The sequence below is a fragment of the Streptomyces sp. KR55 genome, assembly GCF_052245645.1.
Taxonomy (GTDB): Bacteria; Actinomycetota; Actinomycetes; order Streptomycetales; family Streptomycetaceae; genus Streptomyces; species Streptomyces flavusporus.
Window position 1 is genome coordinate 1 of record NZ_JBQQCE010000090.1, and the last position, 25,899, is coordinate 25,899.

General features: G+C 68.0%; 19 protein-coding genes and 4 pseudogenes. 13 read left to right on the forward strand and 10 right to left on the reverse strand.

Annotated elements, in window-relative coordinates; genetic code table 11:
- Positions 1-198: 198 nt before the first annotated feature.
- The 3 genes and pseudogenes from ACTWQJ_RS15660 to ACTWQJ_RS15670 all read left to right on the forward strand — a co-directional run.
- A pseudogene (locus ACTWQJ_RS15660) lies at positions 199-384 on the forward strand (nuclear transport factor 2 family protein); the annotation flags it as partial.
- Positions 385-422: 38 nt separating this feature from the next.
- Positions 423-1,210, forward strand: a pseudogene (locus ACTWQJ_RS15665) (FAD-dependent oxidoreductase); the annotation flags it as partial.
- A gap of 99 nt (positions 1,211-1,309) precedes the next feature.
- Positions 1,310-1,612, forward strand: coding sequence for a muconolactone Delta-isomerase family protein (locus tag ACTWQJ_RS15670; protein WP_443307265.1), 303 nt, complete (start codon positions 1,310-1,312; stop codon positions 1,610-1,612).
- A gap of 98 nt (positions 1,613-1,710) precedes the next feature.
- On the opposite strand, the gene ACTWQJ_RS15675 is transcribed toward ACTWQJ_RS15670, so the two are convergent.
- Complete coding sequence (locus ACTWQJ_RS15675) at positions 1,711-2,550, reverse strand: IS5 family transposase (RefSeq protein WP_443307247.1); 840 nt, start codon at positions 2,548-2,550, stop codon at positions 1,711-1,713.
- Between the two features lie 301 nt (positions 2,551-2,851).
- Here ACTWQJ_RS15675 and ACTWQJ_RS15680 point away from each other — a divergent pair, with 301 nt between their 5' ends.
- The 3 genes from ACTWQJ_RS15680 (at position 2,852) to ACTWQJ_RS15690 (ending at position 5,699) form a co-directional block, all read left to right on the forward strand.
- On the forward strand, positions 2,852-4,120 hold the full coding sequence (locus ACTWQJ_RS15680) for an IS110 family transposase (protein WP_443307248.1): 1,269 nt from the start codon (positions 2,852-2,854) through the stop codon (positions 4,118-4,120).
- A 329-nt stretch (positions 4,121-4,449) separates the two neighbouring features.
- Positions 4,450-5,298, forward strand: a complete 849-nt coding sequence (locus ACTWQJ_RS15685) for an IS5 family transposase (RefSeq protein WP_443307249.1) — start codon at positions 4,450-4,452, stop codon at positions 5,296-5,298.
- Positions 5,295-5,699: a hypothetical protein gene (locus ACTWQJ_RS15690; protein WP_443307250.1), complete on the forward strand. Its 405-nt coding sequence runs from the start codon at positions 5,295-5,297 to the stop codon at positions 5,697-5,699. The genes ACTWQJ_RS15685 and ACTWQJ_RS15690 overlap by 4 nt, the downstream gene beginning before the upstream one ends.
- A gap of 131 nt (positions 5,700-5,830) precedes the next feature.
- Here the strand turns inward: ACTWQJ_RS15690 and ACTWQJ_RS15695 are convergent, their stop codons facing one another.
- From ACTWQJ_RS15695 to ACTWQJ_RS15710, 4 genes are all read right to left on the reverse strand, one after another.
- Complete coding sequence (locus ACTWQJ_RS15695; protein WP_443307251.1) at positions 5,831-6,205, reverse strand: winged helix-turn-helix transcriptional regulator; 375 nt, start codon at positions 6,203-6,205, stop codon at positions 5,831-5,833.
- Positions 6,206-6,531: 326 nt separating this feature from the next.
- Positions 6,532-7,434 carry an LLM class flavin-dependent oxidoreductase gene (locus ACTWQJ_RS15700; protein WP_443307252.1) on the reverse strand — a complete coding sequence of 301 codons (903 nt, stop codon included), beginning with the start codon at positions 7,432-7,434 and terminating at the stop codon, positions 6,532-6,534.
- 10 nt (positions 7,435-7,444) lie between these two features.
- Positions 7,445-9,340, reverse strand: coding sequence for an FAD-binding oxidoreductase (locus ACTWQJ_RS15705; RefSeq protein WP_443307253.1), 1,896 nt, complete (start codon positions 9,338-9,340; stop codon positions 7,445-7,447).
- A gap of 294 nt (positions 9,341-9,634) precedes the next feature.
- A complete protein-coding gene (locus ACTWQJ_RS15710; RefSeq protein ID WP_443307254.1) occupies positions 9,635-10,699 on the reverse strand; it encodes an MBL fold metallo-hydrolase in 1,065 nt (354 codons plus the stop codon).
- 403 nt (positions 10,700-11,102) lie between these two features.
- Between ACTWQJ_RS15710 and ACTWQJ_RS15715 the strand changes: the two genes are divergently transcribed.
- Both ACTWQJ_RS15715 and ACTWQJ_RS15720 read left to right on the forward strand, forming a co-directional pair.
- Positions 11,103-12,230, forward strand: a complete 1,128-nt coding sequence (locus tag ACTWQJ_RS15715) for an NAD(P)-dependent alcohol dehydrogenase (RefSeq protein WP_443307255.1) — start codon at positions 11,103-11,105, stop codon at positions 12,228-12,230.
- Between the two features lie 206 nt (positions 12,231-12,436).
- Positions 12,437-13,843 (forward strand): MFS transporter, encoded by a 1,407-nt coding sequence (locus ACTWQJ_RS15720; RefSeq protein WP_443307256.1) that lies wholly within the window; start codon positions 12,437-12,439, stop codon positions 13,841-13,843.
- 60 nt (positions 13,844-13,903) lie between these two features.
- Here ACTWQJ_RS15720 and ACTWQJ_RS15725 read toward each other — a convergent pair whose 3' ends face one another.
- Positions 13,904-14,443, reverse strand: a complete 540-nt coding sequence (locus tag ACTWQJ_RS15725) for a MarR family winged helix-turn-helix transcriptional regulator (protein ID WP_443307257.1) — start codon at positions 14,441-14,443, stop codon at positions 13,904-13,906.
- Positions 14,444-14,623: 180 nt separating this feature from the next.
- On the opposite strand from ACTWQJ_RS15725, the gene ACTWQJ_RS15730 reads away from it, so the two are divergent.
- Complete coding sequence (locus ACTWQJ_RS15730; protein WP_443307258.1) at positions 14,624-16,039, forward strand: aldehyde dehydrogenase family protein; 1,416 nt, start codon at positions 14,624-14,626, stop codon at positions 16,037-16,039.
- A gap of 300 nt (positions 16,040-16,339) precedes the next feature.
- Here ACTWQJ_RS15730 and ACTWQJ_RS15735 read toward each other — a convergent pair whose 3' ends face one another.
- Positions 16,340-16,540, reverse strand: coding sequence for a hypothetical protein (locus ACTWQJ_RS15735; protein WP_443307259.1), 201 nt, complete (start codon positions 16,538-16,540; stop codon positions 16,340-16,342).
- 166 nt (positions 16,541-16,706) lie between these two features.
- Here ACTWQJ_RS15735 and ACTWQJ_RS15740 point away from each other — a divergent pair.
- Positions 16,707-17,375: pseudogene (locus ACTWQJ_RS15740) on the forward strand (transposase); the annotation flags it as partial.
- A 348-nt stretch (positions 17,376-17,723) separates the two neighbouring features.
- Positions 17,724-19,181 carry a hypothetical protein gene (locus ACTWQJ_RS15745; RefSeq protein WP_443307260.1) on the forward strand — a complete coding sequence of 486 codons (1,458 nt, stop codon included), beginning with the start codon at positions 17,724-17,726 and terminating at the stop codon, positions 19,179-19,181.
- 446 nt (positions 19,182-19,627) lie between these two features.
- On the opposite strand, the gene ACTWQJ_RS15750 is transcribed toward ACTWQJ_RS15745, so the two are convergent.
- Positions 19,628-22,051, reverse strand: a complete 2,424-nt coding sequence (locus ACTWQJ_RS15750; protein WP_443307261.1) for a SpoIIE family protein phosphatase — start codon at positions 22,049-22,051, stop codon at positions 19,628-19,630.
- A gap of 123 nt (positions 22,052-22,174) precedes the next feature.
- Here ACTWQJ_RS15750 and ACTWQJ_RS15755 point away from each other — a divergent pair.
- Positions 22,175-22,525: pseudogene (locus ACTWQJ_RS15755) on the forward strand (J domain-containing protein); the annotation flags it as partial.
- Here the strand turns inward: ACTWQJ_RS15755 and ACTWQJ_RS15760 are convergent.
- Together ACTWQJ_RS15760 and ACTWQJ_RS15765 are read right to left on the reverse strand one after the other, a co-directional pair.
- Positions 22,428-23,465: a hypothetical protein gene (locus tag ACTWQJ_RS15760; RefSeq protein WP_443307262.1), complete on the reverse strand. Its 1,038-nt coding sequence runs from the start codon at positions 23,463-23,465 to the stop codon at positions 22,428-22,430. The pseudogene ACTWQJ_RS15755 and the gene ACTWQJ_RS15760 sit on opposite strands and share 98 nt — an antisense overlap.
- A 351-nt stretch (positions 23,466-23,816) precedes the next feature.
- The gene (locus ACTWQJ_RS15765; protein WP_443307263.1) at positions 23,817-24,302 is read right to left on the reverse strand and encodes an Hsp20/alpha crystallin family protein; all 486 of its coding nucleotides are present in this window, start codon (positions 24,300-24,302) and stop codon (positions 23,817-23,819) included.
- A gap of 399 nt (positions 24,303-24,701) precedes the next feature.
- Between ACTWQJ_RS15765 and dnaK the strand changes: the two genes are divergently transcribed.
- On the forward strand, positions 24,702-25,899 hold a 1,198-nt coding region (dnaK, locus tag ACTWQJ_RS15770; RefSeq protein ID WP_443307264.1), incomplete at its 3' end, for a molecular chaperone DnaK.

Below are 25,899 nucleotides of genomic sequence, written 5' to 3' on the forward strand. Positions count from 1 at the left end.
ATTCCCGGACCACGGACACGATCCGATGGCGCCGGATGCGGAGCGAACGCGGGGGACCAGTGTGCCCAACACCGTTCGAGGCACGCGGCTGAGCATGTGCAACTCATGCTCAGTCTTTAGGAACGGTTCGGGCCGGCAGTCGTCGCGGGTCGCGATGCCGTACGCACGTACTACGAGGCAGTCGCAGAGGATCGACGCGCCGATGTCACGATCCTCCACACCTACACCATCGATGAGCAGGTCGCCGGCGGCTTCGCGGACGTCACGTTCAGTGACTTGGCGGGATGGGAGGCGAAGGTGCACATGTCGCTCGTCCTGCGGCGCGACGACAGCGGCTGGAAGATCCGTCAGTACCACGTCTCCCGGGTCGCCGCCCAGGACTGAGGTCCCACCCGGCCGGCCGCGCGCCGCAGTCCCGAAAAGACGTCCTGCGCGTCGCCGGTGTGGACTTGCGCTTCGACGCTTCGGTGACCGGCGTTGCCCGGGAGGATGGCACAGAGAGTCCCGTACGGGTCACTCTGGCTGACGGGAACTCACTGGTCGCGGACGAAATCCTGCTCGCAACCGGTCGCTCGCCGCACACTGCGGCCATCGGCCTGGAGACCGTCGGCCTGACCCCTGGGGACTGGCTGACCGTGGACGATTCGTACCGGGTGACGGGTGTCGCTGACGGGTGGCTCTATGCGGTCGGCGACGTCAACAAGCGGGCGTTGATGACGCACCAGGGCAAGTACCAGGCGCGTATCGCGGGTGCCGTGATCGGAGCGCGCGCCAAAGATGAGCCGCTCGACGACAGCCGATGGAGCGCGCACGCTTCGACGGCCGACAGCGTCGCTGTGCCTCAGATGGTCTTCTCAGAACCCGAGGTGACCAGCGTGGAGCTGACGACGCAGGAGGCGGAGCGCACCGGGCGTCAGGTCGACGTCGTGGACTACGACATCGGCCGCGTCGCCGGCGCGGCCCAGTATGCCGACGGCTACCGCGGCAAGGCACGCCTGCTGATCGACATCGATCGCGGCACTGTCGTCGGTGTGTCCTTCGTCGGTCCCGAACACTCAGGAACTCCTGTACTCGGCGACCGTCGTGATCACCAGTGAGGTGCGCGTGGATCGGCTGTGGCACGCCGTCCGTCCCCGCGTTCCCGACGATCAGTGAGGTCTGGCTGCGCGTCCTCGAGACCTACCGGGACCGCGCCGACAAGGTGACATGACACCGCTGCGGTGCACCCCTGATGGGCCGCCATCTGATGTCCCTCAGTTCCCGTTCGTTTCCGTGCGCTCTGGGCGCCTTCGCTGAAATGGAGAAAGACATGCGGGAGTTCCTCGTCGAACTCACCACGACCGTCCCGGAAGGTACCGACCCGGCCGAGGTCGACCGGGTCCGCGCCGCAGAGGCCGTACGCGCCAGGGAACTGGCGGCCGGCGGACACCTGATGCGTCTGTGGCGCCCGGTTGGGGAACTGCGCAGCATCGGCGTGTGGCGCGCCGACGACGAGGCGGAGCTTCAGCAGAAGGTGCTTGGCACGCTGCCGTTGTGGCCCTGGATGACCGCAGCCATCACGGAGTTGCAGTCTCATCCCAATGATCCAGGCAGCGCCGGCACACCTGTCTGACCCCTGTTCCGGCCGCCCGGCCCCATAAGCGGGCGGCCGTGTCCTCTCCGACAAACTCCTCAGAGGGCGTTTGATCTAGGTGGATTGCCCTTTATCTCCTAGTAAGTTCCTCGCCAGGTGGGTGTCGCCTCGTCCGTTATGCGCTTGGTGAGGTTGTCGATCGAGGCGATGTGGATCATGGCTTCGGAGCTGGCGGGCAGGGTCTCGTAGTCTCGGGCGAGGCGCCGGTGCAGCATGATCCAACCAATACTTCGTTCGACAACCCAGCGCCTTTTGACAACGTGGAAGCCGCGAACTCCTGGGTTTCTGTTGACGACTTCGACGTCGATTCCGAGGCTGGCGCCGTGCTCGATGACGGCGTTCTTGAAGCCGGTGTCGACCCAGCTCTTGGAGATGGTCGGGTAGGTCTGCTTGGCCTGGTCGAGGAGTTGGATTCCGACGGCGTTCTCGGACAGGCTTGCGGCGGTGACGGTCACGGCGAGGATGAGTCCGATCGTGTCGGTGAGGATGCCCCGTTTCCTCCCGACGATCTTCTTGGCGGCGTCGGTTCCCTGGCTGGTCAGGGGCACATTGGTGGAGGTCTTCACACTCTGGGTGTCAATCACGGAAGCGGTCGGTTCGGGCTTGCGCCCTTCCTTCACGCGGGCCAGGCCGGTCAGGTCGTAGTTGAGCTGGGTGAGGATTCCCTCGTCGCACCAGGCGGCGTAATAGGCGTAGACAGTGCCGTGGTTGGGGAAGTCGTGCGGGAGGTACTTCCAGGGGATTCCGGTGCGATTGATGTAGAGGAGTGCGTTGAATACGTCGCGCAGGTCGACCTTGGCCGGCTGCCCGGTTGGTCTGCGGTCGAGCCGAGCGTTTCTCCAGGCCGTCAACGTCGGCTCGATCAAGGCCCATCGGGCGTCGGACAGGTCGCTCGGATACGGCTTCCGCTGACTCACGGCACAGCGTGATCATGGACGCGTCGGAGGGCTCCGTTCCGCTGCCCATCGGGCGTTTCTGGGTCCTTTTCAAACCAGCCCGTCGGATCACCTGCGGTGACGCCCGTTCCGTGCTGAAAATTGGCGTGGTTGCTGCCTGTTGAGGCCGTTTCGTCTGTGATCTTCGAGGTCGTAAACCAGCCGGGCACGGGGAGCCAGCCAACGGGCGCCTTCAGTGTGGCCTCGAGCACGCGGATGAGATTTCCCCAGCAGCCCTTTGGCTCCCACAGGCAGCAGCCACCGGGGAGTTGAGGAGGCGGAGATGCTCGCGGAGACCCACGACACCGAGGAAATCATCGAACGGGTGGCGGCCCTGGACATCGGGAAGGCCGAGGCGGTGTGCTGCACCCGCGTCCCTCGGGAGGGAACACCGGGGCGGCGCCTGCAGGAAGTCGGCACCTGGCCGACGATGACCCGGTCCCTGCTGGAGCTGTCGGACCACCTGCGATGCCTGGGCGTGACCCGAGTAGTCATGGAAGCCACCTCCGACTACTGGCGGCCGGCGTTCTACATCCTGGAGGCCGCGGGGTTCGAGGTCTGGCTGGTCAACGCCCGGGACGTCAAGCACCTGCCGGGCAGGCCCAAGACCGACAAGCTGGATGCGGTCTGGCTCGCCAAGGTGGCCGAGCGGCAGATGATCCGCCCCAGCTTCGTCCCACCCCGCGAAATCCGCGCGCTGCGGGACCTGACCCGCTACCGCACCGACCTGGTGACCGCACGCACCAGCGAGAAGCAGCGCGTGGAGAAGCTGCTGGAGGACGCGCAGATCAAGGTCAGCGCAGTGGCCACTGACATCTTCGGCTCCTCCGGCCGCGACATGCTGGCCGCGCTGATCGCCGGTGAACGCGACCCCAAGGTCCTGGCCCAGTACGCACGCCGCCGACTGCGCGCCAAACTCGTGGCGCTGGAAGAGGCGTTCACCGGTCACTTCACCGACCACCACGCCTTCCTGCTCTCGCAGATGCTGGCCCGAGTCGATGCCATCGACGCCGACATCGCAGCGCTGGACACCCGGATCAGCACCGAGGTCGCCCCGTATGCCGAGGCAATCGCGCGGCTGAGCCAGATCCCCGGCATCAATCCGGTCTCCGCCCATGTGATCATCGCCGAGATCGGGCTCGACATGTCCCGCTTCCCCACCGCCGCCCACCTCGCCTCCTGGGCGAAGTTCGCCCCCGGCGTCAAGGAATCCGCCGGGAAGAAGAAGGGCCGGGGCAGCACCGGACACGGAAACGCCTACCTGGCCCGGATCCTGGGCAACTGCGCCAGCGCCGCCGGCAAGACCGACACCTTCCTGGGCGAACGCTACCGGCGCATCGCCCGTCGCCGCGGCAAGAAGAAAGCCCTGGTCGCGGTAGGCCGCTCGCTGCTGGTGGTGATCTGGCACCTGCTGTCCGACCCGGACACCGAATTCCGTGACCTCGGCTCCGACTTCTACGACGCCCGTATCGACCCCGAGCGCCGAAAGCGCAACCACCTCCGCCAGCTTGAAGCCCTCGGATACAAGGTCACCCTCGAAGCCGCGGCATAGCCAGGGCACCTTTCCGCCCGCTGGCACTCCGCCCGTGGGCCGACGACGCACGCCTGCCGCATGGTCAATTTTCGGATGAGACGGACTTCGTGCACGAGAACCGGAGCAAACGGGCGGCCAAGTTCGCAGCTCGATAGACGCGAGGGCGCGCGTATAGGGCAAACACCTCAAGCCTGACGGCCATGAAAGTTACTTACCGACATAGACCATTACTAAATGCCCACCCAGAGGGCGGTTCGTGAGCCTATGAGCCTTTCTGTCGTCGCCTGATGGTGTGGGTGCGGGCGGAAGCTACCGGCCCGCGGCCGCTGGTTTGCTGGGGTAGCGGGGTGAGTGAACGCACGCCGTACCCGAGTGACTTATCGGATGAGCAGTGGTCACTGATCGAGCCGGTGATCACCGCATGGAAGGCCCGACACCGCTCGGTCAGCGGTCACCAGGGCGCCTACGCGATGCGGGAGATCGTGAACGCGATCCTGTACCAAGGCAGGACCGGCTGCCAGTGGGCCTACCTCCCGCACGACCTGCCGCCGAAGAGTGCGACGTACTACTACTTCGCCATCTGGCGGGACGACGGAACCGACCAGGTCATCCATGAACTCCTGCGCTGCCAGGTCCGGGAGAAGGCCCGCCGATTAGAGGACCCGACCCTGGTGGTCCTGGACACGCAGAGTGCCCACGTGGCCGCCGGGGTTCCCGCCGGCACTACCGGCCGGGATCCGGCGAAGAAGGTCCCTGGCCGCAAGCGGGGCCTGGCCGTCGATGTGCTCGGGCTGGTCATCGCCGTCACTATCCTCGCCGCAAGCGCGCACGACAACGTCGCGGGCATCGCCCTGCTGAACCAGGTCGCCGAGCACACCGGAGAAACCGTCGAGAAGGCCCTGGTCGACCAGGGCTTCAAGGACCAGGTCGTCGCGCACGGCAGCGGCCTGGGCATCGACGTCGAGATCGTCGAACGAAACCCGCAGGAGACAGGGTTCGTCCCACAGCCGAAGCGGTGGAGGGTCGAGCAGACCTACGGCATCTTGATACTGCACCGGCGCCTGGTCCGCGACTACGAGCACCGCCTGTCCTCCTCCGCCTCGCGCGTCTACTGGGCGATGACCCACGTCATGGTCCGCCGCCTGACCGGCGCGAACACCCCCACCTGGCGCGATGCGGAAGCGGTGAAGGCATGAACATCAAGCCTCTGCTCGACGCGCTCGACCTCCAGGAGGACGCCGCCCGGGCCCTGGCCGACGGCCTCCGCACGCAGATCGACGAACTGCAGGGCCGGCTACGGGAGGCCGAGACCCACCTCGAGCACCTGGCGATCACCCGGAAGACCGTCACCGCCCTCGCGGACCGACTCCCGGCCCACACTGCTTCGCCGGACCTTCCCGAGCACCCGGACTACCCCCGCATCCTCGCCGTCTTCAACGAGGCCACCGGCCCGCTGAGGGCCCGCGACGTCTGCCAAGCCCTCGACCACGAACTGCTGCCGAAGAACATCGAAGGCACCCGCGCCAAGCTGAAACGTCTGGTCAAACTCGACATCCTGACCGAGATCGACACCGGCAACTTCGCCAGGAAGCAGTAACCGACCGAGCACCGCGATCAGAAGCCCTGACTCAGCCTCACCCGAAAATGACGTACTCCACGCGCTTACCGCCCCGAGGCAGGGCGCGGAGTTCTCGACCGCAGGGTCCCACAATGGGCTTAGGAAGGAACTCATTCTGGACGGGTTCCGGGCGCGGAGGATGCATTATCAGCGAGGTGCTCCACGCCCCATTGTCTGAGCATCGCGAATGCCGGCCCGAGGGCAGTGCCTGCTTCGGTGAGTCGGTACGAGACGCGTACGGGATGGCCTTTGATCACGTCCCGTGCTACGAGACCATGAGCGGAAAGCTCGGCCAACCGGTCTGACAGGAGCCGTGCACTGATGCCGGCGACGGAGCGGAGCAACTCGTTGAAGAAGGACGGCTTCTGCATCAGTGCTGCCAGGATCAGACCGCTCCAGCGCTTACCCAGGAGTTCTGACAGTTCCTTGATGCCTTCGCATGGGTCCCGTTCCATCCCACAACCGTCATCCGGTGCATAGCGCATCGGGCGCCTCCCTAACTTCGCCGTGTGGTTGCGGCAGAACGTACTGAACTTCGACGACTCCGCGTCAACGGAGACGAATGTTGTCGTTCAGGCGGCTGACCACCTCGGCTGGGGCTCCCGCGTTGGCGCTGATCGGCTGGCAGGTCCAGATTAGTGAACAGGATATGCGAGATGCAAGATGTTCTGACGCCCAACACATTTGAGGCCCTCTGTCGCCCTTCGGAGTGCACACCGAATCACAGCCAGGCCGAGTCGGAGGCAGAGCGGGAAGATGATCAGCTGCCAGCAGCGCTGGCGTGCCGAACTCCGTGAGGTGGCTTGCGCTGTCAGCGGCTTCTCTCCTGTGCCACGAGTTCGCGGGCGGCCGGGGCGACTTCGGCACCGAAACGCTGGATCGTCGCTGCGTCGTCACCACCAATGATGAACGCACTGACCCCGTGGTTGAGTGCGAGACCGGCGATCTGCTCCGGCCATGCCTCAGCAGGGCCGTTGAGCAAGCCGCGTGAGGTGGAGGAGAACTGGACTTGCATGAAGTTCATCAAACGGCGCACGGCCGACGGGGATCGCCCTGCCGACTCGGCTGCCTCGTCGATGCGGGCGTTCATCTCTGGCAGCGAGTCCGCTCCCCGCGGCAAGTACTCGATGGAGGGCAACCAGCCGTCACCGACAGCGCCGGTCAGGGCGAGCATTTTGGGCTTGTAGGCACCGACCCACACAGCGATGTCGTGTGCAGGCCGGGGGCCGCGCCTGGCCCCGTCGATCTCGTAGTACTGACCGTGGTGGCGGACCCCGCCGCGGGTGTCGGTGTCCCACAGGTCGCGGATGATGGCGATCCCCTCGCGCAGGGCTTCGACGCCCTGTCCGGCCGTGAGGCGGCGTCCTCCCATGGCCTCAATGCCGTCCCAGAAGGCACCAGCACCGATGCCCAGTTCGAAGCGTCCGCCGGAGAGGAGGTCCAACGAGGCCGCTGCGCGCGCCAGGACAGCGGGCGGGCGCAGGGGCAAACTGGTGACGTTCGCGCTGATGTGGACGTTCTCGGTGCGGGCGGCCACGTAGGCGAGGAGGGTGGAGGTATCCAGGAACGAGGCTTGGTAGGGGTGGTCCTGAAAGCTGACCAGGTCAAGGCCCGCACGGTCGGCGGTGACCGCCAGGTCGACGGCCTGCTGGGCCGCGCCGGCGGACGGAGTGATGAACGAGCCGAAGAGCAGGTCATGTCCGTAATCGCTCACGGGGAGCTCCTCAAATTTCGCGTGCGTCAGCCGAGGTGGCCCGCAGGTCCGGGTGGGGGGCGATGTTGAAGTTGTCGCGGAACAGGTTGTCCGGGTCGTAACGGCGCTTGACCTCCCGCAGCCGGTTCAGGACAACGGGTGGGAAAGCATCGTGGAGACGCTCGGGCCGGGGGTCGGTCTCGAAGCTGAGGTAGAGGCCGTCGAAGTGCTGGCGCAGCGGGTCCCAGGCCTGGTTGAGGCTGTCGTGGTCCGCGCCCATGGCAGTCACCTGGAAGGCAGATGCCCGGTGTGGGAAGGCCATCTCGTCGGCAGGGACGTCGGCGATGGCCCCGCCCATGGCGCGGAGCTCGAAGAAGTGCACCTGCCCGGTACGCAGGAGGTTCGCGGCGTCGCGGGCGAATTCGGGTGTGAACTTGGGCAGGAATGCGGAGCGGGATACCGGTTCACCCACACCATGGTGGCCCGCGGGGCCGACATCGGCGGCGGATCCCATGACGCCGGCGTACGGGGTGACGACGACCTGTTGCTGGTGGAGCATTCCGATCTGGGCGAAGGGCGTCAGCCGCTCCACGATGACGTCGGGATCGGGGTTGTCGACGACGCCGAGGAGCTGGATGTTCCAGTGGCCCTGCCGGGGACGTCCGGTGATGAAGAAGACCGTGGTGTCACGGGGCGCTTCGGATGCGATCCTGCCGAAGTCGGTCATTGCCTGGGCGATGTCCGTGGTGACGATCCCCAGCTGGGCGTGGCCGACTTGTCCGACCTCATCCACCTGGAACTCGAATGCCGTACCGACGCCGAAGTTCGCGCCGGCTCCGCGCACCGCCCAGAACAAGTCGGGGTGCTCCGTGGCGCTGGCCCGGATGTGGCTTCCGTCGGCGAGTACCATCTCGACGGCGCGCAGGTGGTCGATGGTGAGACCGTGTGCACGGCCGAGCAGTCCGATGCCGCCCGCGGTCGCCAGTCCGCCGACGCCGACACCGCCGTAGTCGCCGGAGCCGAGAGCCCAGCCGTGCGGGTGCAGGACGGCGGAGACCTGCTTCCAGGTCGCTCCCGGGCCGATGCGCACCCGGCGCTCCGCGTGGTTCAGCACCTCGATGCCGTTCATCCGGCCTACGTCGACGACGAGGCCGCCATGGTTGGTTGAGCGGCCGCTCACGCCGTGGCCGGCGCTGCGTATGCCGAGTGGCAGATGGGTGTGGCGCCGCGCGAAGCCCAAGGCGTCCGCGACCTCATCCGGGGTTCCCGGACGCAGCACCAGTCCGGGCGCGCCGCCGCGCAGATAGTTGGACGAGACACCGCGATAGCTGGGATCTCCCGGCTCGACGGCGTGGCGGGTCAGGGACTCCGGTATCGCGTCATAGTCGATACCCGGGCTGCGTCGGGCCCGTGCGGCTATGGAGAGGAGCGGGCGGGCAACACCGGGTGCGGTGCTCATGAGGTCCGCGAGCCGCTCGACGTCCCGCGCCGAGGCGACCGGGACGACCACTGGCAGGCCACCTTCGGCCAGTGCTGCCAGTTCGTCGGCCGAAACGTTCGCCGAGGCGGTCACCCACGCGGTGGGGTCGGTGATGACGCGGCCTGGCGCCAGGAGTTCCAGGCTCTCCGCGGCCTTGGTCACGACGGTTTGATAGGGCACCGCGGCATCCCGTTGGGAGGGCCTGGCCACGTCCGGGAGCACCACACCGAGGCTGATGCGGTCCGTCCTTCCCACGAGCCAGCAGGCAGCAGTCCAGGGATCCACGCCGACTGTCCGATCTGGCGTGCCCGATGCACGCTCGGTCACGCCGGAGGCGTCGACGACGACCAGCGCGAGACCACGTTCTTCGGCCAGCCTGGCGAGTTCGACCCAGCCGCCGTTGACGCCGTCGGACACCGCCGGATCGAAGGTGATTCCCAGTTCCATGTCTATCCAATGCCTGACACGAGCCCCATACTGCTTCAAGGCTCAACAATATACTATGTCAATAATTTAATAGCCCAAAGAGTTCCCTCGGTGGGCTGAGCCGGCGGGCAGGGCTCCAGGACCATGGGCCGCCCGGCGCGGAGCTTCGATGGCTCGACACGACGACGTGGTCAAGGGCATGCGGCCCTGCCGGAAATCGGCGTCGGCGGCACGAGGCCCCCGGGTCCGTTGCACCCCGCGCTCGGGGGTACGGCCGTCCGCGAGGACGGCCGTACCGCGCGATGGTGTTACGGCTCAGGCGATGTAGAAGGGACCGCCGTTGCCTTCCTTCTGGTAACCGAAGTGGGTCCGCTCGGTGCGGGAGGTCTCCGCGACGGTCCAGGCGTGGTACTTGGTGTTGACGGTGGCGCCGGCGAGCCGCTCAGGCCAGGTCTGGCCGTTGGAGGTCGTCTTGGTGAGGGTCTTCTCGGTCACGTAGTTCGCGATCGAGTTGATCCAGTTCTCGCCGCCGACGAGCTGGTGCTCACGGCCCAGCCCCTCGATGAAGCCCAGCAGGGCCTCATTGTTGCTCATCTCCCGGAGGGCCTCCTGGGAGTAGTTCAGCACGTCGTGCCAGTACTCGCGCACGATCTCGACGTCCTCGCGGGTTCCCCAGCGGGAGATGTGACCGCCGATGAGGGCCTTGAAGTCGTAGGAGAGGATGTCATCGTGGGCCTGGTAGAAGCCGCTGATGTTCTCCGAGACGTCGCAGTGCATGAAGGTCACGGAGCCGGGGCTCACGATGTCGATCTTGGTGAGGACCTTCTGCTCGGGGCCGTAGATGTAGATGTTGCCCGGGCAGTGGTCGGCACCCTTGTACGACAGCTCCAGCTTGACGCCGCCGACCTCAAGCTCGGCGTCCGTGTGGAAGGTCTCGGTGGGCAGCGGGCGGTACTTGTCGGGGAAGCGGGTCAGCAACTCGCGCGTGATGTCGTGCGCGATGATCTTGACCTCGGGCCCGAACTGGGAAGCGGCCCCGATGTGGTCGGAGTGCCAGTGGCTGTAGATCAGGTGCGTGATCGGCTCCCTGGTGACGGAGCGGACCGCTGACTGGATGTTCTCGCCGAGTCCGGGCGGGGCGTCGATCACGATGACGCCGCTGCCTGTGACGACGAAGCCTCCGTCATAGCCGGACGGGCTCGTGACCCAGTAGAAGTTGCCGCCGTCGCCCACGTTCTCCACGTGGTAGCCCTTCTCATAGAAGGACGGGTCGTTGAGGTATTCCGGCATGAACTGCTTCGGAGACGGCACGTGCTCGGAAGCCAGAGCCTTCGGGAAGCCCCACTTCGTCGAGTAGAAGTCGCCGTACTTGCTAGCCATGGTCGTCCTTGTCTGTGACCGGGCGGAGACCCCCGGGTCCGGCAGGTGCGTCATCGGCGCGGACCGGATGAGGAGAGGCAGCCTTCTTGGCGGCGAGCTACTGCCGCACCGAGGGCTTCAATGCCTCCGCGGAACGTTTGCCCGGCAATCATGTTGCGCGACAAAACATCTGTCAATCTCAATGATTCGCCTAGATCATCGAGGCGACCATCGCGCACCGGGCTCTCAAGAGGCCTTCTAGCTGCACCTCTCACGCTACGTGTCCGCTCATGGACGGAGTCGGGCGCAGAACATGTGGTTGGGAACACATTTGTTTGACAAGATGTTCTTTACCGCACATTGTTTAAGTACTTCAATGATTGCGTTGCCAACACGACGCTCACCCAACACTTAAGGACCCGTCATGCGCATCCGGGCAGCAGTGGCCGAGGGCCAGAGCCAGCCGCTGGTGATCGAGGAGCTTGAGCTCGACGAACCGAAGGACGACGAAGTCTTGGTGAGGCTCGTGGCCACAGGCATCTGCCAGACCGACGCCCACGCCTGGCACCAGCGCATACCGGTCGGCCTCCCCTACGTGCTCGGACACGAGGGCGCCGGCGTCGTCGAGAAGGTCGGCAAGTCGGTCGAGGCCCTGCAGCCCGGTGACCACGTCGTTCTGTCGTTCCAGTCGTGTGGGCGGTGCGAACCGTGCCTCGGGGGTCACCCGGCCTACTGCGACCAGGCCTTCACAGCCAACTTCTCCGGCGCCCGGCTCGACGGCAGCCGAGGGGTCCGCCGCAGCCGCACCGCGGACGGCGAGATCGCGGAACGTGAGATCAACGCGCACTTCTTCGGGCAGTCGTCGTTCGCGACGCATGCCCTGACGAGCGTCTCGAACACCGTCAAGGTGCCCAAGGACGCGCCGCTGGAGCTGCTGGCCCCGCTCGGTTGCGGTCTGCAGACGGGTGCCGGGGCCGTGATGAACTCGTTCGCGCTCCCGGCCGGGGCGAGCATCGCCGTGCTGGGCGTCGGCGCCGTCGGATTCGGTGCCCTGATGGCGGCCCGGGTGGCCTGCGCGGCGAAGATCATAGCCGTCGACGTCCAGGCCGAACGTCTGGCGCTGGCCGAGGAGTTGGGCGCGACCCACACCATCGACGCCCGTCAGGGCGATGTGACCGCGGCCATCAGGGAGATCGCGCCCAGGGGTGTCGACTTCGTTCTCGACACCACGGGCCGTCCGGAGATGCTCGGCCACGCGGTCGCGTCCCTCGCGTCGATGGGGCAGGTCGGGCTCGTCGCGGGCGGGTCGCCGGAAGCGGCAGCACCCGCCGCCGAGCTCGCCCTCGGAAAGAGCGTCGCGGGAATCGTCCAGGGCGACGCCGTCCCGCAGCGGTTCATCCCTCAGCTTGTCGAGCTGTTCCAGTCCGGCCGCTTCCCGGTCGACCGCCTGGTGCGCTTCTACGACTTCGAGGACATCAACACCGCGTTCGCCGACGCCGCCCGCGGTGACGTCGTCAAGCCGGTCCTGCGCTTCGCCGGTCCGGTCAGCTGACGGTCAGACGCGCTCCCCCCGGGACGGCGTGCGTCACCGCATCGCGGGCAGTGCTCACGCCGCCCGGCTCGCCCGTTGCCACGCGGGTTCGCACCTCCCTTTTCCCGGATTCCCACACACTCACCGGCCGGCCGGAGACGTCACGCGCACACTTCCCGGCTGGCCGGTGACCTCTCGCTGCGCCCCTGTGCGCCCTTAGGTGACCCATGCCTTCACTGTCGGCCTCCCGTGCCTTCTCCACCCGAACGACCTTGCTGGTCCTTCTCCTCGCCGTCTTCGCGTTCGCTCTGCTGCAGTCGTTGATCAACCCGGTACTGCCCGCGTTGCAGAAGGACCTCGACACGACGCAGAATCTGATCGCCTGGGTGATGACCGCCTTTCTGCTCTCTGCCTCCGTGTGCACACCCGTGGTCGGCCGTCTGGGCGACCGCTACGGCAAGGATCGCGTCCTGGTCGCCTCGCTTCTCGCACTGGCCGCGGGCTCGGCCATCTCCGCAGCGGCACCCGACATCTCCCTCATGCTCGTCGGACGGGTGGTGCAGGGCGTGGGCGGTGGCGTACTCCCGCTGACCTTCGGCATCATCCGCGACGAGCTGCCGCAGGAGAAGACACCGGGTGCCATCGGTGTCGCCGCAGCCCTGGCCGCGGTGGGCGGTGGGGTGGGCGTCGTCGTGGCGGGACCGCTGACCGACGCCTTCGGCATCCGCTCGCTGTTCTGGATCCCAGCCGCGCTGATTGTCGCGGCCGCTGTGGCGGCCCGCGTCGTCATACCGCCCTCGCCCGCGCGGAACCCCACTCCCGTCAGCTGGCTCGCCACCACGTTGATGGCCGGCTGGCTGGTAGCACTGCTCGTTCCGTTGGCCCAGGCGTCCCGATGGGGCTGGACGTCGCCCGCGGTGATCGCGCCCCTCCTGGCCGCCGTGGCACTCGCCACGTGGTGGGTCGTCGTGGAGAAGCGCTCGGACCGTCCGCTGGTCGACATGCGGATGATGCGCAGCACCGCGGTGTGGACGACGAACCTAGTCTCCTTGCTCTTCGGTGTCAGCCTGTTCGCCGTGATGGCTTTCCTGCCCGTCTTCGTGCAGACGCCCCCGCAGGCCGGCTACGGCTTCGGTGCGAGCGTCACCCAGGCCGGCCTGCTGCTCCTGCCGATGACTGTGACGATGTTCTTCGCCGGGCTCGCCTCGGCCCGGCTGGTCAAAAGGTTGGGGGCGCGCCATGTACTCGTGACGGCCTCGGCGCTGAACGTCGTAGCGGTGGTCGCACTCGCGGTCGAGCACGACCGGCGCTGGCACATCGCCGCTGCCCTGGCGCTGATGGGAGTGTCCCTCGGTATCGCCTTCTCGACGATGTCGAACGTCATCGTCGCCGCCGTCCGCCCGGACCAGACCGGCGTGGCCAACGGTGTGACGGCCAACGTCCGCACCATCGGGGGGTCGGTCGGCGTGGCGGTGATGAGCGGCATTCTGAGTGCGCACACGCCCGCCGACGGCCTGCCGACCGAAAGCGGATACGCCTACGGGTTCGCGGTCCTGGCGGTCGCAGGAGTCGCCGCTCTGCTGATCGCTTCCCTCATCCCTGTTCCGAAGCACGGAGCGCATGCCCTGCGCTGAAGCCCTATAGGGGGCGGACAGTCCTGCGAAGCGGCGAGGCGCGGGGCGACATCACGGCCCTCAGGGGCCGGGCGTCCCCTCCGGCTGAGGGAACACCCTGCTCACCGCAAGACACGGGTCCGTCTCGGGCGTGGCCGCGACGATGTGCTCCGCGGCGCGCTCAACCGCGGCGCGGAACATGTCTCGCTGCTCCTCCGGCAGCCCGCGGAGTACCTGGTCCTCAGCGTGAGCGACCCGCTCCTCGGCAGCGGCCAGCGCCTGCCGACCCAGTTCAGTGGCCACGATGCGCCGCGCACGGCGATCACGCGGATCGCGTTGCCGCTCGATCAGGCCGGCGGACTCGAGATCGTCGATGAGGTAGGTCATCACGCTGCGGTCGATCACGAGACGTGTGGCCAGCGCACCTTGCGTAGGCACCTCCTCGTGCACGACCACGGCCAGGATGTGGTATCCGCGGCTGGCATGCGGCAAATCCTGGAGTGCCACCTCGACGTACTCGTGCCAGCGGCGCAGGACCATCCCGAGCGACCAGCCGAAGTTCGTTCCTCGCTGGTGACCGACGGGTTCCTGCTGCTGGGACGAGTTCGTAGCCGTGGACATGCGAGAAGTGTACCAAAGACTGTGTTGATCAACACATAGGTTGCCAGTCAGACTATTAGTGGGACACAATTTATGTGGCGCATCAAGTATTGCTCGCGGGTGCCATAGGCGCCCGCCCGCCCTGCGGCCGCCGGCAGGCGGAGCACGCCGTTACGGCACACGAGTGGAATGGACACAGCCGTGCGCAAGATCCATCAGGTCTACATCGACGGGCACTTCGTCACCCCTCACGGGACCGAGATCGCCCCGCTTCACAACCCCGCGACCGAGCAGGTCGTCGGCGAGGTACGGCTTGCCGACGAGACCGATGCCCGCGCGGCGGTCGCCGCCGCCAAGCGGTCCCTGGCCGGCTTCTCCAGGACCACCAAGCTCGAACGCATCGCCCTGCTCAAGCGGCTGAGCACCTCATTCGCCGACCGGCTCGACGACCTCAAGGCGGCGATGACCGAGGAGTACGGCGCCGTGCGCGGCATCATCGAGGGTCTGCTCCCCTTGGCACCCAAAATGTTCGACGAAGCCGCCGAACTCCTTGAGTCCTACGAGTTCCAGCAGACCCGCGGCACCACCACGGTCTCCATGGAACCGCTCGGTGTCGCGGTGGCGATCACACCGTGGAACCTCAGCGCCGTCTTCGTGGCGCAGAAGGTCGCCAGCGCCCTTGCCGCCGGCTGCACCGTCGTCGTCAAGCCCAGCGAACTCAGCGCGCTGCAAACGCAGGTCATGATGGAGGCATTCGACGCCGCGGACCTGCCGCCCGGCGTGGTCAACGTCGTCACGGGCCGAGGCGCGAGCGTCGGTGACACCCTCACCTCACACCCGGACGTCGCCAAGGTCGACTTCACCGGCTCGACGGGGGTCGGGCAGCGCATCATGCGCAACGCCGCCGACACCTTCAAGCGCCTCACGCTCGAACTCGGCGGCAAGAGCCCGACCATCCTGCTCGACGACGCCGACATCCCCGCCGCCGTCGGTGCCGCCCTCACCTCCGGATTCCTCAACAACGGCCAGACCTGCTTCGCCGGAACCCGGATCCTCGCGCCGCAGAGCAAGCTGGACGAGGTCCTCGCGACCATCGAGTCCGCGATGCCCGCCTTCGCGGCGGGCGACCCGACAGACCCGGCGACAGGTGTGGGCCCCGTGGTCAGCCAGGCTCAGTTCGACCGCGTCCAGAACTACATCCGGCTCGGCCAGGAGGAAGGCGCGCGCCTCCTGGCCGGAGGCGAAGGCAGGCCGGAAGGCCTGGGGGAGGGCTGGTTCGTCCAGCCCACCGTCTTCACGGGCGTCACCAACGACATGCGCATCGCACGCGAAGAGATCTTCGGTCCCGTGCTCGTCGTCATCTCCTACCAGGACGACGACGAAGCGGTCGCCATCGCCAACGACAGCCCCTTCGGTCTCCAGGCGCACGTCTTCTCGAGTGACCCCAAGCGGGCTCGCCAGGTGGCCGAACAACTCGAGGCAGGGACCGTACTCGTCAACCGGATCTTCGGCGACCCCGGGGCCCCCTTCGGTGGTACGAAGCAGTCCGGCATCGGGCGCCACCACCACACTTACGGACTTGAGTCCTACCTCGAGCCCCGGGCCATCACCGCCTGACCCACAGTGAGGATCGGCTTGTAGGGCACAGCCGTTGGCACGAACAGGGACTGATCCAGCTCACGCGGGAGCCGAAAGCGAGCTGGATCAGTGCTGTGCGCGTTTGGAGGAGCACAAGCCACCTCCAGGAGCGTTTCACGGAACCGGGAGCGAAGGGCGAACCGTGGGCGCTCCCCTGCGTGAGACCCATACTGGGTGAAACGACATGGTGGTGGCGAAGCCAATACCCAGTGCGGCACCCGCGCCAGGGAACCTACAGCGACCACAGGTTCCTCGCCTGGGGCCAGCCGCCTCACCGGCTCAGCGACTCGGCGACTCGGCGTCGCCCATGACGACTACCGGGAGCTGTCCGGCGTCGAGTGTGAGCAGCAGTTGCCGCATGTGCTCCTTCGCCAGTCTGATGCAGCCCCTGATTGGACCCTTGTGGTCGACGGGCAGCGGGATGCCGCCGTCTTCGTCGCCACCGGGGGACATGTCCAGCGGCCTGACGCCCTGCAGCACGTCTTCACGCCGCCCTACCTTCTTGAGTGCGTCCTGAGAGGGCGTTTGATCTAGGTGGATTTCCCTTTATCTCCTAGTAAGTTCCTCGCCAGGCGGGTGTCGCCTCGTCCGTTATGCGCTTGGCGAGGAACCTACTAGGAAATAAACGGCAATTCGCCTACATCAAATGCCCTCTCAGAGCGTGGACATCCCCCAGGGCCGCGACCTGCAGACCAAACACGTTCACCGCCGCTGGGGGATGGTCTACATCCCCAAGGCCGGACGCGTCCGCTTCCGTTGGACCAAAGACCTCCCCATCGGCAAGAACGCAGGCGCCCACGACAAGATCACCGGCGCCCGGCTGGTCAAGGACCCCGCGGCTGGCACATCGCCTTCCGCATCCAGACCCTCCAACCCGCGCCCGAGCCGCAGACCGGGCCCGAGATCGGCATCGACGCGGGAATCACCATCCCCCTCGCCTTGTCCGACGGCAACCACCAGGACCACAGCCGGCCCGCCCGCCTTCCGGCCGGCACGGCCGACCGTGACAAGTGGCTGAACGCCGACGAGAAGGCGAAGCTGCTCCCGCTGGAGCGGCGGGCCGCACACCGCAAGCCGGGGCATAAGGCCTCCAACCGGCTGAAGCGGACCTACGACCAGATCGCAAGCCTTCGTGCGAGAGCCAAGCGCAGGGCGAGCGACTGGCAGCACCGGACCACCACCGAACTCGCCTGCGCCTACGGCGTGATCGTGGTCGGAACAACTGGACATCCCGCACATGGTCAAGAGCGCCAGGGAGAACCCGGGGAGGAACGTCACGCAGAAGTCCGGCCTGAACCGCTCCATCAGCCAGGAGATCCTCCTTCGTGCGCATGGTCGATCACCGGCTGCGACATCTCGATGCCGATGACTGACACTCCTCGCTGCGTGAGCGGGACGGCCACGCAGCAGTTTCCGATGGCGAACTCGAGCGCCCGCCCCCGTCTGCAAGTTCGGCAAGGCGGTCCAAAGTAGGTTCCGCAACCTCTGGCGCGCTGTGGCACAACCCTCGTGCCCGATCCCCGGTCCAACATCACGCGGCGGGGAGCGGGCCTTCGCCGTACCCCGCGACTCCGTGCCCGACCGGCCATGCCGAGATCTCAGGAGCCACGACGTGCCCAGTACGCGTCCCACCACCAGAACCTCCAGAAACCGAACGCGCCGGATGTCCGGGCCGGCCGCGGCGACCGTGTTACTCACGATCGGCGCCACGATCACCGCGACGGCCTCTCCGGCGCCGGCCGCCTCCACGGCCGTTCAGGCGGCCCACGACGACTTCAACGGCGACGGCTATCCCGACCTCGTCGTCTCCGCTCCCGGCGGCACCGTCAGCGCCCAGAAGGGCGCGGGCTACGTCGCCGTGCTGTACGGGTCCGCGAGCGGCCTGTCCTCTTCCCATCGGGCGACGGTCAGCATGAGCACCCCCGGCATACCGGGTCTCGCCCAGACCGACGACGGCTTCGGACAGACCACCGCCTCCGGAGACCTGGACGGCAACGGCTACGCCGATCTCGTCATCGGCATGCCGGGCAGGGACATCGGCACCACCACCGACGCGGGGGCGGCGGTCGTGCTGTGGGGCTCCGCGAGCGGGCTGCAGGCCACCGGCGCTCTCTGGCTGCAGGACAGTGCCCCCACGGCGGGCGGCCGCTTCGGGATGGGCCTGGCCACCGGCCGCTTCAAGGGCTCGCGCACCGAGCTGGCGCTCCTGACCAAGTCGGCCCTGCGGACATACGGCTTCCAGGCCACGGACGGTGGCGGGCACACGTCTGAGGCCGCCCTCATGGGCTGGAGGTGGCACGAGGACTTCACACCCACCGGCCTCACCTCGGGCGACTACAACAACAGTGGCGCCGACGACCTGGTCCTGCTCGGCACGCTCACCACCTACGAAACGATCCACCCCGTCGAGACGTTCGGCGCGGCCAGTTACCTTCCCGGCGGCCCCGATGGGCTGAAGTACGGCCACGGACTGCGCGGCGGCCCCGTCGGCGCCTCCGGGGACATCAACAACGACGGCTACACCGACCTCGTCTTCGGCTCCCCCGCCGACAGAGACGACCTCAACGAGGTACTGGTCGACGGCGGCACCGTCGACGTCTTCCTCGGCGGGCCCGGCGGCCCGAGCGGTCCGGATGCCACTCAGCACTGGACCCAGACCACCATCGGCGCGTCCGGCGACGACAAGACCGGTGACCGCTTCGGCGGTGCCGTCACCGTGGGCGACGTCAACGGCGATGGCTACGCCGACGCTGCAATCGGCGCCCCGGCCAACGACATCAGCAGCCTCACCGACCCGGGTACGGTGTGGGTGCTGCGTGGTACCACCCATGGGCTCACCCCGAGAGGCCTGTCCAGCATCAGCCAGAGCACGCCGTCCGTCCCTGGTGACAACGAGAACCACGACCGGTTCGGCGGCGCCCTCCGGATCATCGACGCCGACCAGGACGGCAAGGCCGAGCTGATCGCCTCCGCGCCCGGCGAAGACACCAACGACGGCGCGGCCTGGGTCTTCCCCGGCACCAGCAGCGGCCCCACCGCCAACGGATCGTGGTCCTTCAACGGCGCCACACTCAGCGCCCCCTTGGCCGACGCCCGCTTCGGGGAGACCCTCGCCCCCTGACGCCAGTCCCAGCCAGGTGTGCACCACCGAGGGCTGGCCTGCCCTGCCGCCGCGGGGGCAGGGCAGGCCGCGGGACCTGTACGGGCGCGCGAAGACATCGGTGGTGCGGTCGCTGGCGGCAGGCTGCTGGACAGAGCCGCGCACTCCGGCCCGGCCTGGGGGCGCCGCCATATGGCGCTCGAGCGGGGCCTTCCGGCTGCCTTGGGTCAGCAGGAAGCGCATCAACGACGGTGACACGCCGAACGGCGCCGCCGCGCGCCCAGTTCACCGCCCCGTGCTGCTGCGGCTACGAGCCATGGCGGAGTTGCCCGCCCTGCATTCATGCCCGGCGCAGGAGCGCGGCGAGTTCGGCAGCAGTCGGCTCGACGGCCGGGGACAACTGCCGGGTCGAGCCGGTCGGGGTGCCACGCCCAGGAGCAGTGGATCAGCGGGAGGCCTCCGCCCGCTCATTCTGTGTTCTGCTCAACCCAAACGATCTTGCCGTCGTCCGTGTAGCGGGTCCCCCACCGGTCGGAGCACCGTGCGACGAGGAGCAGCCCGCGGCCGCCCTCGTCAGTGGTGCGGGCGTGTCGCAGCCGCGGAGAGGTGCTGCTGCCGTCGGACACCTCGCAGGTCAGGACATGGCTGCGAACGAGTCGAAGTGTCACGGGCGGCTTGCCGTGCCGGATCGCGTTGGTGACGAGCTCACTGACGATCAGTTCGGTGGTGAATGCGGCGTCGCTCATGTCCCATGTGGTGAGCTGCCGGGTGGCGAGGGAGCGGGCTGTGGAGACCGTGGCCGGATCGCTCGGGAGGTCCCACAACGCGACGTGGGCCGGGTCCAGCGCATGTGTGCGGGCGACCAGGACGGCGGCATCATCGTGGGGCCGAGCCGGGACGAGTGCGTCGGTCAGCGTTCTGCATGTCGCCTGCACAGAGCCGGGAGAACGGGCGAGCAGGGCGGTCAGGCGCTCTTGGCCGCCCGGGTCGTCCGGCTGCTGTGCCCGCTGGAGGAGCCCTGGGGTGTACAGGACGAGCGTCGAGTTCTCGGGAAGTTCGAAGTCCTCCTTGCCGAACGGCGAGCCGGGGCAGCACAACGCGTCGGCGGCCGGACCGTCCACAGTCCCTACGGTGCCGTCCGGGCGCACGACCACGGGCCAGGGATGACCGGCGGTGGATACCGAGCAGCGCCGGGACAGGGGATCGTAGATCAGGTAGAGGCACGTGGCGCCGCACTCCGGCCCGTGAGCAGACGTTTCCGTGTCCTGTACGGAAGATGGCTGGTCGTCGCTCCCCGTGAAGCCGTTCGCCCCGCCCGTCCGGCGCACCATGTCATCGAGCCGGGCGAGCAGTTCATCCGGTTCCAGGTCCAGGTCCGACAGGGTGTGCACCGCCGCCCGAAGCCGTCCTGCCGTGGCGGCAGACTCTATGCCGCGACCCGGCGCGCGGCCCGCCACGAGGGCCACCCGGGCCCCGGAGAGCGGTATGGCGTCGACCCAGTCGCCACCGGATCCCGCTGATACGTACGCGTGCGCCACCTCCAGCGCCTGCTGTGGCGGAAGCCCGCCCGGGCGCAGGATGTGCTGCAACGCGACCAGGGAGTGGTGCTCGCGCAGGTGCCGGCGGGCGTTGTCCAGGCACTCGGCCGCGCACCGGGCGAGTTGCGCGGCGAGGGTCAGATCATCGCGCTCAAAGGGCCTGCGTTCTCCCCAGCGGCAGAACGTCACGAGCCCGAGGGCCCGGTCCTGAGCGACCAGCGGCGCGACGATCAGCGAGTGGACTTCTTCGCCGGTTCGCCCGGGCGTCCTCAAACCCTGCACGATCTGCCGCCCCAGCGAGGACAGCGGGTCGACCAGACGCGGCTCGAGATCGGCCAGGGCCTCGATGGCGGCCGCACGTGGGACCGCGACATCGCCGTCCGCAGCCGTCCCCCGGGACTCGTCATCCCGGGAACGGGAAGCCGCCCGGCGCAGCACAGCATCGTGTCCCACGGGCCCCGCATCCAGGTCCTCGCCCGCAAGCACCGCCTCCAACACATCGACCGCGACACTGTCGGCCGGCACAGGCACCGACACCTCCACCAGGCCCCGGGCTGTGTCCAAAGCGTCGAGCGTGGACCCGATCCGGGTGCTGGCCCGAGCGAGCACGGACAGCCGCTCGTGGGCCAGGTGGCGGTCGGTGACATCGACAGTGGCGTCCGCTACGCCCAGGATCCGGCCCTGGGCGTCCTCCAGACGGAAAACGGAAGCGGAGTAGACGTGCTCGTGCCGTGGATCGCCCGGGGGATGGACCCGCTTCTCGACGCCGATCACCGGCTGGCCTGTGGCGAGCACCTGTTCCATGACCCGCTCCACCATCTCCACGCCGAAGCCGGGCCACACCTCCGTCGGGCGCCGGCCGACAGCTTCCTCGACCGAGGTGCCCTGCATGCCCTCGGCCGCGGGATTGAACCGGACAAGGCGCAGCTGAGGGTCGAGGAGGAACAGGCCCGTGGGAGAGAGGGTGAAGAGCGTCTCGAGAAGCGCCCGATCGAGCTCCGCTGTCCCGTCCGGTTCGGCAGGCACAAGCATCACCTCCCAGCCCGTGCCCGCATCACCCACGCGCTCGGGCCGGACGGCCAATCGGCACGTCAGCAAGCCGCCGTCGCGGCGCCGCAGCACGATGGCGAGGTCCTCGTCACGGGCCGGCGGACGCCCAGCGGCAGCCATCCCGACGAGCAGGTCCACTGCCGAGCGCCCCAGTACCGCATCCTTCGGGTAGCCGAGCAGCCTTTCGGCCGCCGGGCTCCACCCGGTCACCAAGCCCTGCTGATCGACCAGAACGTGAACCCGCTCCCGCGCCAGGGGCCCATGAGCCGGGCCACTGCGGCCGATGACATGCGACGCACGCATAATGATCAGCTCTCACTCACCACAGTGCCTTGGACATCCCAGTGTCCTCCAAGGCCCACGTAGGCGACATCGGAGCGGCCTTGGCCAAGGCCCGGGCAGCGGCCGCGGCGCGACCACTACGCGGTCCTCGACGTCCCACGTGATGCGTCCGCCGGGGAGATCACCTCCGCCTGTCGCAGGCTGGTGCGGTCGCTCCATCCGGACGCCCGGCCGGAGAATCCGGCAGCAGCGGATCGCCTCGCCGACGTCCTCGCCGCCTACGACACACTGGGCGATCCCGAGCGGCGTGCGGCATACGACGCCGGGCGCGGCAGCCCGGTGTCGCGTACAGGTGCTGGTCGGCCGGCAGCCGTCCGTGTTGTGTTACCGGGCTGGGTCAGCCGCCGTGCCGGGAGCGCAGGAACTGCTCGCCGAGTTCGGCGCCCGTGCGGCTGTCGGCCGGCCCGTAAGGATCGAGGGCCGGGGACGTCGTGATCCGGTCGGAGCGCATGGCGTCGTAGTCCGGCCAGGGCTGCGTTCCGCGCAGCTCCTCGATGGCCTGCAGCACCGTTGGCCGGTTGGCGTGGGCGCGCTCAAAGCCCTCGACGACCGTCAGGTCGCTCTGAGAGAGATCGCGCAGCCGCTGGGTGATGGCTGTGGCGGACAGCCGGCCGTAGCCGGCGATCGGGAGGTCTTCCTCCCGGGTGACGGCGCCTTGCACGTGCTCGGCGAGCCGCGGCACGCTCGGCATCTCCCCGGCCGTCCCGGCGGCCGTTCGGTGGGTCTGCTGCCCGCCCGTCCGGGTGGCCTCGCGGATCCGGGCTACGACGGTACGCACGAGCTGTGCAGCCGCCGCGGTGGTGCCGCCGTTGTCCTCGTCCGGCCGGGTGCCGTTCGCGGTTGCGGCAGCCAGGGCCCTGGCCTGTTCGTCGACGGTGTCCTGCAGCGTCTGCAGCAGCTGCTCGTCCTGGCGGCGCAGTGCGGCGAGAAGGTCCACGGCCTCCTCGTCATCGGCGAGGACGGCGATGCTCTCCGCGGCCCGGCAGGCCATCAGGGCCCGGGCAACGGCGGCGTACTCGCCTTCCGCCTTCTTCAGCTGCTCACGCTCGGTGGCCTGACGCCCCCAGCGCAGCGGACCGCTCGCGATCAGCATGCCGATCTCCAGCGGGATTCTGGCTGTGCGGACCGCACCGTCGGAGACGCTGCGGACCAACTCGGATGTGTCCCGCATCAACGTCCGCGGGCGGATCGCGCGGGCGTGGTCGTCGATACGGGCCAGGCGGTCCTCGGTACCGGCGACGTGGCGCTGCAGGGTCTGGCGGTACGGGCCGGCGGGGGTGACGGCCATGTCGGCGCGGAACCGGTCGATGACTGCGGCGTGGGCCTCCCGGACGTCTTCCAGCGCCGGGATGAGCGCGTCCGTCATCACTGTCATTGCCGTACTCCCTTGGTTTGTGGGACAGCAGGGTGAGTCCCTGTCCGCCGGACGGATGCCTGGCGTGGAGCCAGGCCCCGTGATCAGGGTGTGGGAAGGGGCTGAAGATCGCCCGGCGGCCACCACCGTCCTGAGTGGGGGCCGCCCGCTTTCGGCAGGTGACAGGCTCATGGGCCGGACGTCAATGGGGGGCTGGGTCCTGACCCGTCCGGGTGACCGGCGCACCAGGCGGGCGCGCGTGCCGGCGACGCCGCTGCGCAGCCTTCGCGCTCACCGTCCTGCCCTCGCGCCCGGTCTCCGGGCACCGGGTGCATGCCCGGGGACCGGGGCGCATGTGCGGGGGGGGATGCCTCACTCCCCGCTGGTGATCTCGATGTGACGTGGCTTGGCCGCTTCGACCTTGGGGACGTTCACGGTCAGCACCCCGTCTGCCAGGGTGGCGCTGACGCCTTCGGCGTTGACCTCGCCCGGCAGCAGCGTCCGGAACTCGAACCGGCCCGTCCGGCGGGTGCCGCGACGCAGGACGCCGGCGCGTTCGCGCTCCTTGAACTCGCCGCTGATGGCGAGTTCGCGTTCGCCCATCTCGATGTCGATGTCGTCCCGCTTGACGCCGGGAAGATCGACCTCGATGAGGTAGGCGTCGTCGGTCTCGGAGAGATCAGCCATCGGAGCCCACGCCCCGGCGGTCGGCGCCAGGCCACCGCCGACCGTGGTTTCCAGAAGGTTGCCGATACGGCTGAAGAGGTCGTCGAACTCGGCGAGCGGATCCCCGGCCCAACCAGGGAAGCGCCGTTCGGCCAGCCGACTCCCCGTGCCGCGTCGCACAGGCAGAGTCATCGTTCGTCACCTCCAGAGCAATCTCTTCCTATTTGCCCCGAATTGGGATACCCGGTGTGTCGTGGGCCTGAACGCCTCCCGTCTCTTCTGCCGGCGGCTCGGGTGCCGGAGCGCGCAGCGCAGGCCTTGGGGATGCAGCCGCACCGCAATCCCTTCCCCGACCCGCCTGCCATCCGTCACGAAAGCACCCAAGGAGGCAGGAACTGGTGCTTCTTGACAACTCAAGATGCGGACTTTATCCAGACTGTTAGTGGGGTTTACTCCAAATCCGCAGGTGGCGACGCCGGGCGAGGCGGCGCAACGCTCCGGTGGCCGATCGCCGGACGGCCCCGGGCGGCCCCGTTTCACCAGGCGCCGGCATCTGCCCTCGGTGTGGGACGCAGATGGAGGAGAGGACCCATGACACGTGCAGTGGGAATCGACCTCGGCACGACGAACTCGGTGGTCTGCGTGCTGGAGGGCGGAGAGCCCACCGTCATCACCAACGCGGAAGGAGCACGGACCACCCCGTCCGTGGTCGCCTTCGCCAAGAACGGCGAAGTGCTGGTCGGCGAGGTGGCCAAGCGGCAGGCCGTCACCAACGTGGAACGCACCGTGCGCTCCGTCAAGCGTCACATGGGGGATGCGCAGTGGCGGTTCCCGGAGACGGGGAGCATCGACGGCAAGCAGTACAGGGCGCAGGAGATCTCCGCGCGGGTACTGCAGAAGCTCAAGCGGGATGCGGAGGCGTACCTGGGAGAGGACGTCACGGATGCGGTCATCACGGTTCCGGCGTACTTCAACGACTCCCAGCGCACCGCGACCAAGGAGGCCGGGGAGATCGCCGGGCTGAAGGTGCTGCGGATCATCAACGAGCCCACGGCCGCGGCCCTCGCCTACGGCCTCGACAAGGAGAACGACCAGACCGTCCTCGTCTTCGACCTCGGCGGCGGCACCTTCGATGTGTCGTTGCTGGAGATCGGTGAGGGAGTCGTCGAGGTCAAGGCCACGAACGGCGATACGCACCTGGGCGGTGACGACTGGGACCAGCGGATCGTCGACCACCTGGTCAAGCAGTTCAAGAACAACTACGGCGTCGACCTGTCCAAGGACAAGATGGCCGTGCAGCGGCTGCGCGAGGCCGCCGAGCGAGCGAAGATCGAGCTGTCGTCGTCCTCCGAGACCACGGTCAACCTGCCCTACATCACGGCCTCCGCCGAAGGGCCGCTGCACCTGGACGAGAAGCTGACCCGCGCCCAGTTCCAGCAGCTGACCGCGGACCTGCTGGAGCGGTGCAAGACACCGTTCCACAACGCGATCAAGGACGCCGGGATCAAGGTGTCCGACATCGACCACGTCATCCTGGTCGGCGGCTCGACGAGGATGCCGGCGGTGACCGATCTGGTGCGGGAGCTGACCGGCAAGGACCCGCACAAGGGCGTCAACCCCGACGAGGTCGTGGCGGTGGGCGCCGCCCTGCAGGCCGGTGTGCTCAAGGGCGAGGTCAAGGACGTCCTGCTGCTGGACGTGACCCCGCTGTCCCTCGGCATCGAGACCAAGGGCGGCATCATGACCAAGCTGATCGAGCGCAACACGACGATCCCGACGAAGCGTTCGG

Coding starts and splice junctions, on each gene's coding strand:
- ACTWQJ_RS15715 (WP_443307255.1), top strand. CDS start 11,103: ATGCGCATCCGGGCAGCAGTGGCCGAGGGCCAGAGCCAGCCGCTGGTG.
- ACTWQJ_RS15750 (WP_443307261.1), bottom strand. CDS start 22,051: ATGCGTGCGTCGCATGTCATCGGCCGCAGTGGCCCGGCTCATGGGCCC.
- ACTWQJ_RS15710 (WP_443307254.1), bottom strand. CDS start 10,699: ATGGCTAGCAAGTACGGCGACTTCTACTCGACGAAGTGGGGCTTCCCG.
- ACTWQJ_RS15670 (WP_443307265.1), top strand. CDS start 1,310: ATGCGGGAGTTCCTCGTCGAACTCACCACGACCGTCCCGGAAGGTACC.
- ACTWQJ_RS15725 (WP_443307257.1), bottom strand. CDS start 14,443: ATGTCCACGGCTACGAACTCGTCCCAGCAGCAGGAACCCGTCGGTCAC.
- ACTWQJ_RS15695 (WP_443307251.1), bottom strand. CDS start 6,205: ATGCGCTATGCACCGGATGACGGTTGTGGGATGGAACGGGACCCATGC.
- ACTWQJ_RS15765 (WP_443307263.1), bottom strand. CDS start 24,302: ATGACTCTGCCTGTGCGACGCGGCACGGGGAGTCGGCTGGCCGAACGG.
- ACTWQJ_RS15745 (WP_443307260.1), top strand. CDS start 17,724: ATGTCCGGGCCGGCCGCGGCGACCGTGTTACTCACGATCGGCGCCACG.
- ACTWQJ_RS15720 (WP_443307256.1), top strand. CDS start 12,437: ATGCCTTCACTGTCGGCCTCCCGTGCCTTCTCCACCCGAACGACCTTG.
- ACTWQJ_RS15760 (WP_443307262.1), bottom strand. CDS start 23,465: ATGACAGTGATGACGGACGCGCTCATCCCGGCGCTGGAAGACGTCCGG.
- ACTWQJ_RS15690 (WP_443307250.1), top strand. CDS start 5,295: ATGAACATCAAGCCTCTGCTCGACGCGCTCGACCTCCAGGAGGACGCC.
- ACTWQJ_RS15705 (WP_443307253.1), bottom strand. CDS start 9,340: ATGGAACTGGGAATCACCTTCGATCCGGCGGTGTCCGACGGCGTCAAC.
- ACTWQJ_RS15680 (WP_443307248.1), top strand. CDS start 2,852: ATGCTCGCGGAGACCCACGACACCGAGGAAATCATCGAACGGGTGGCG.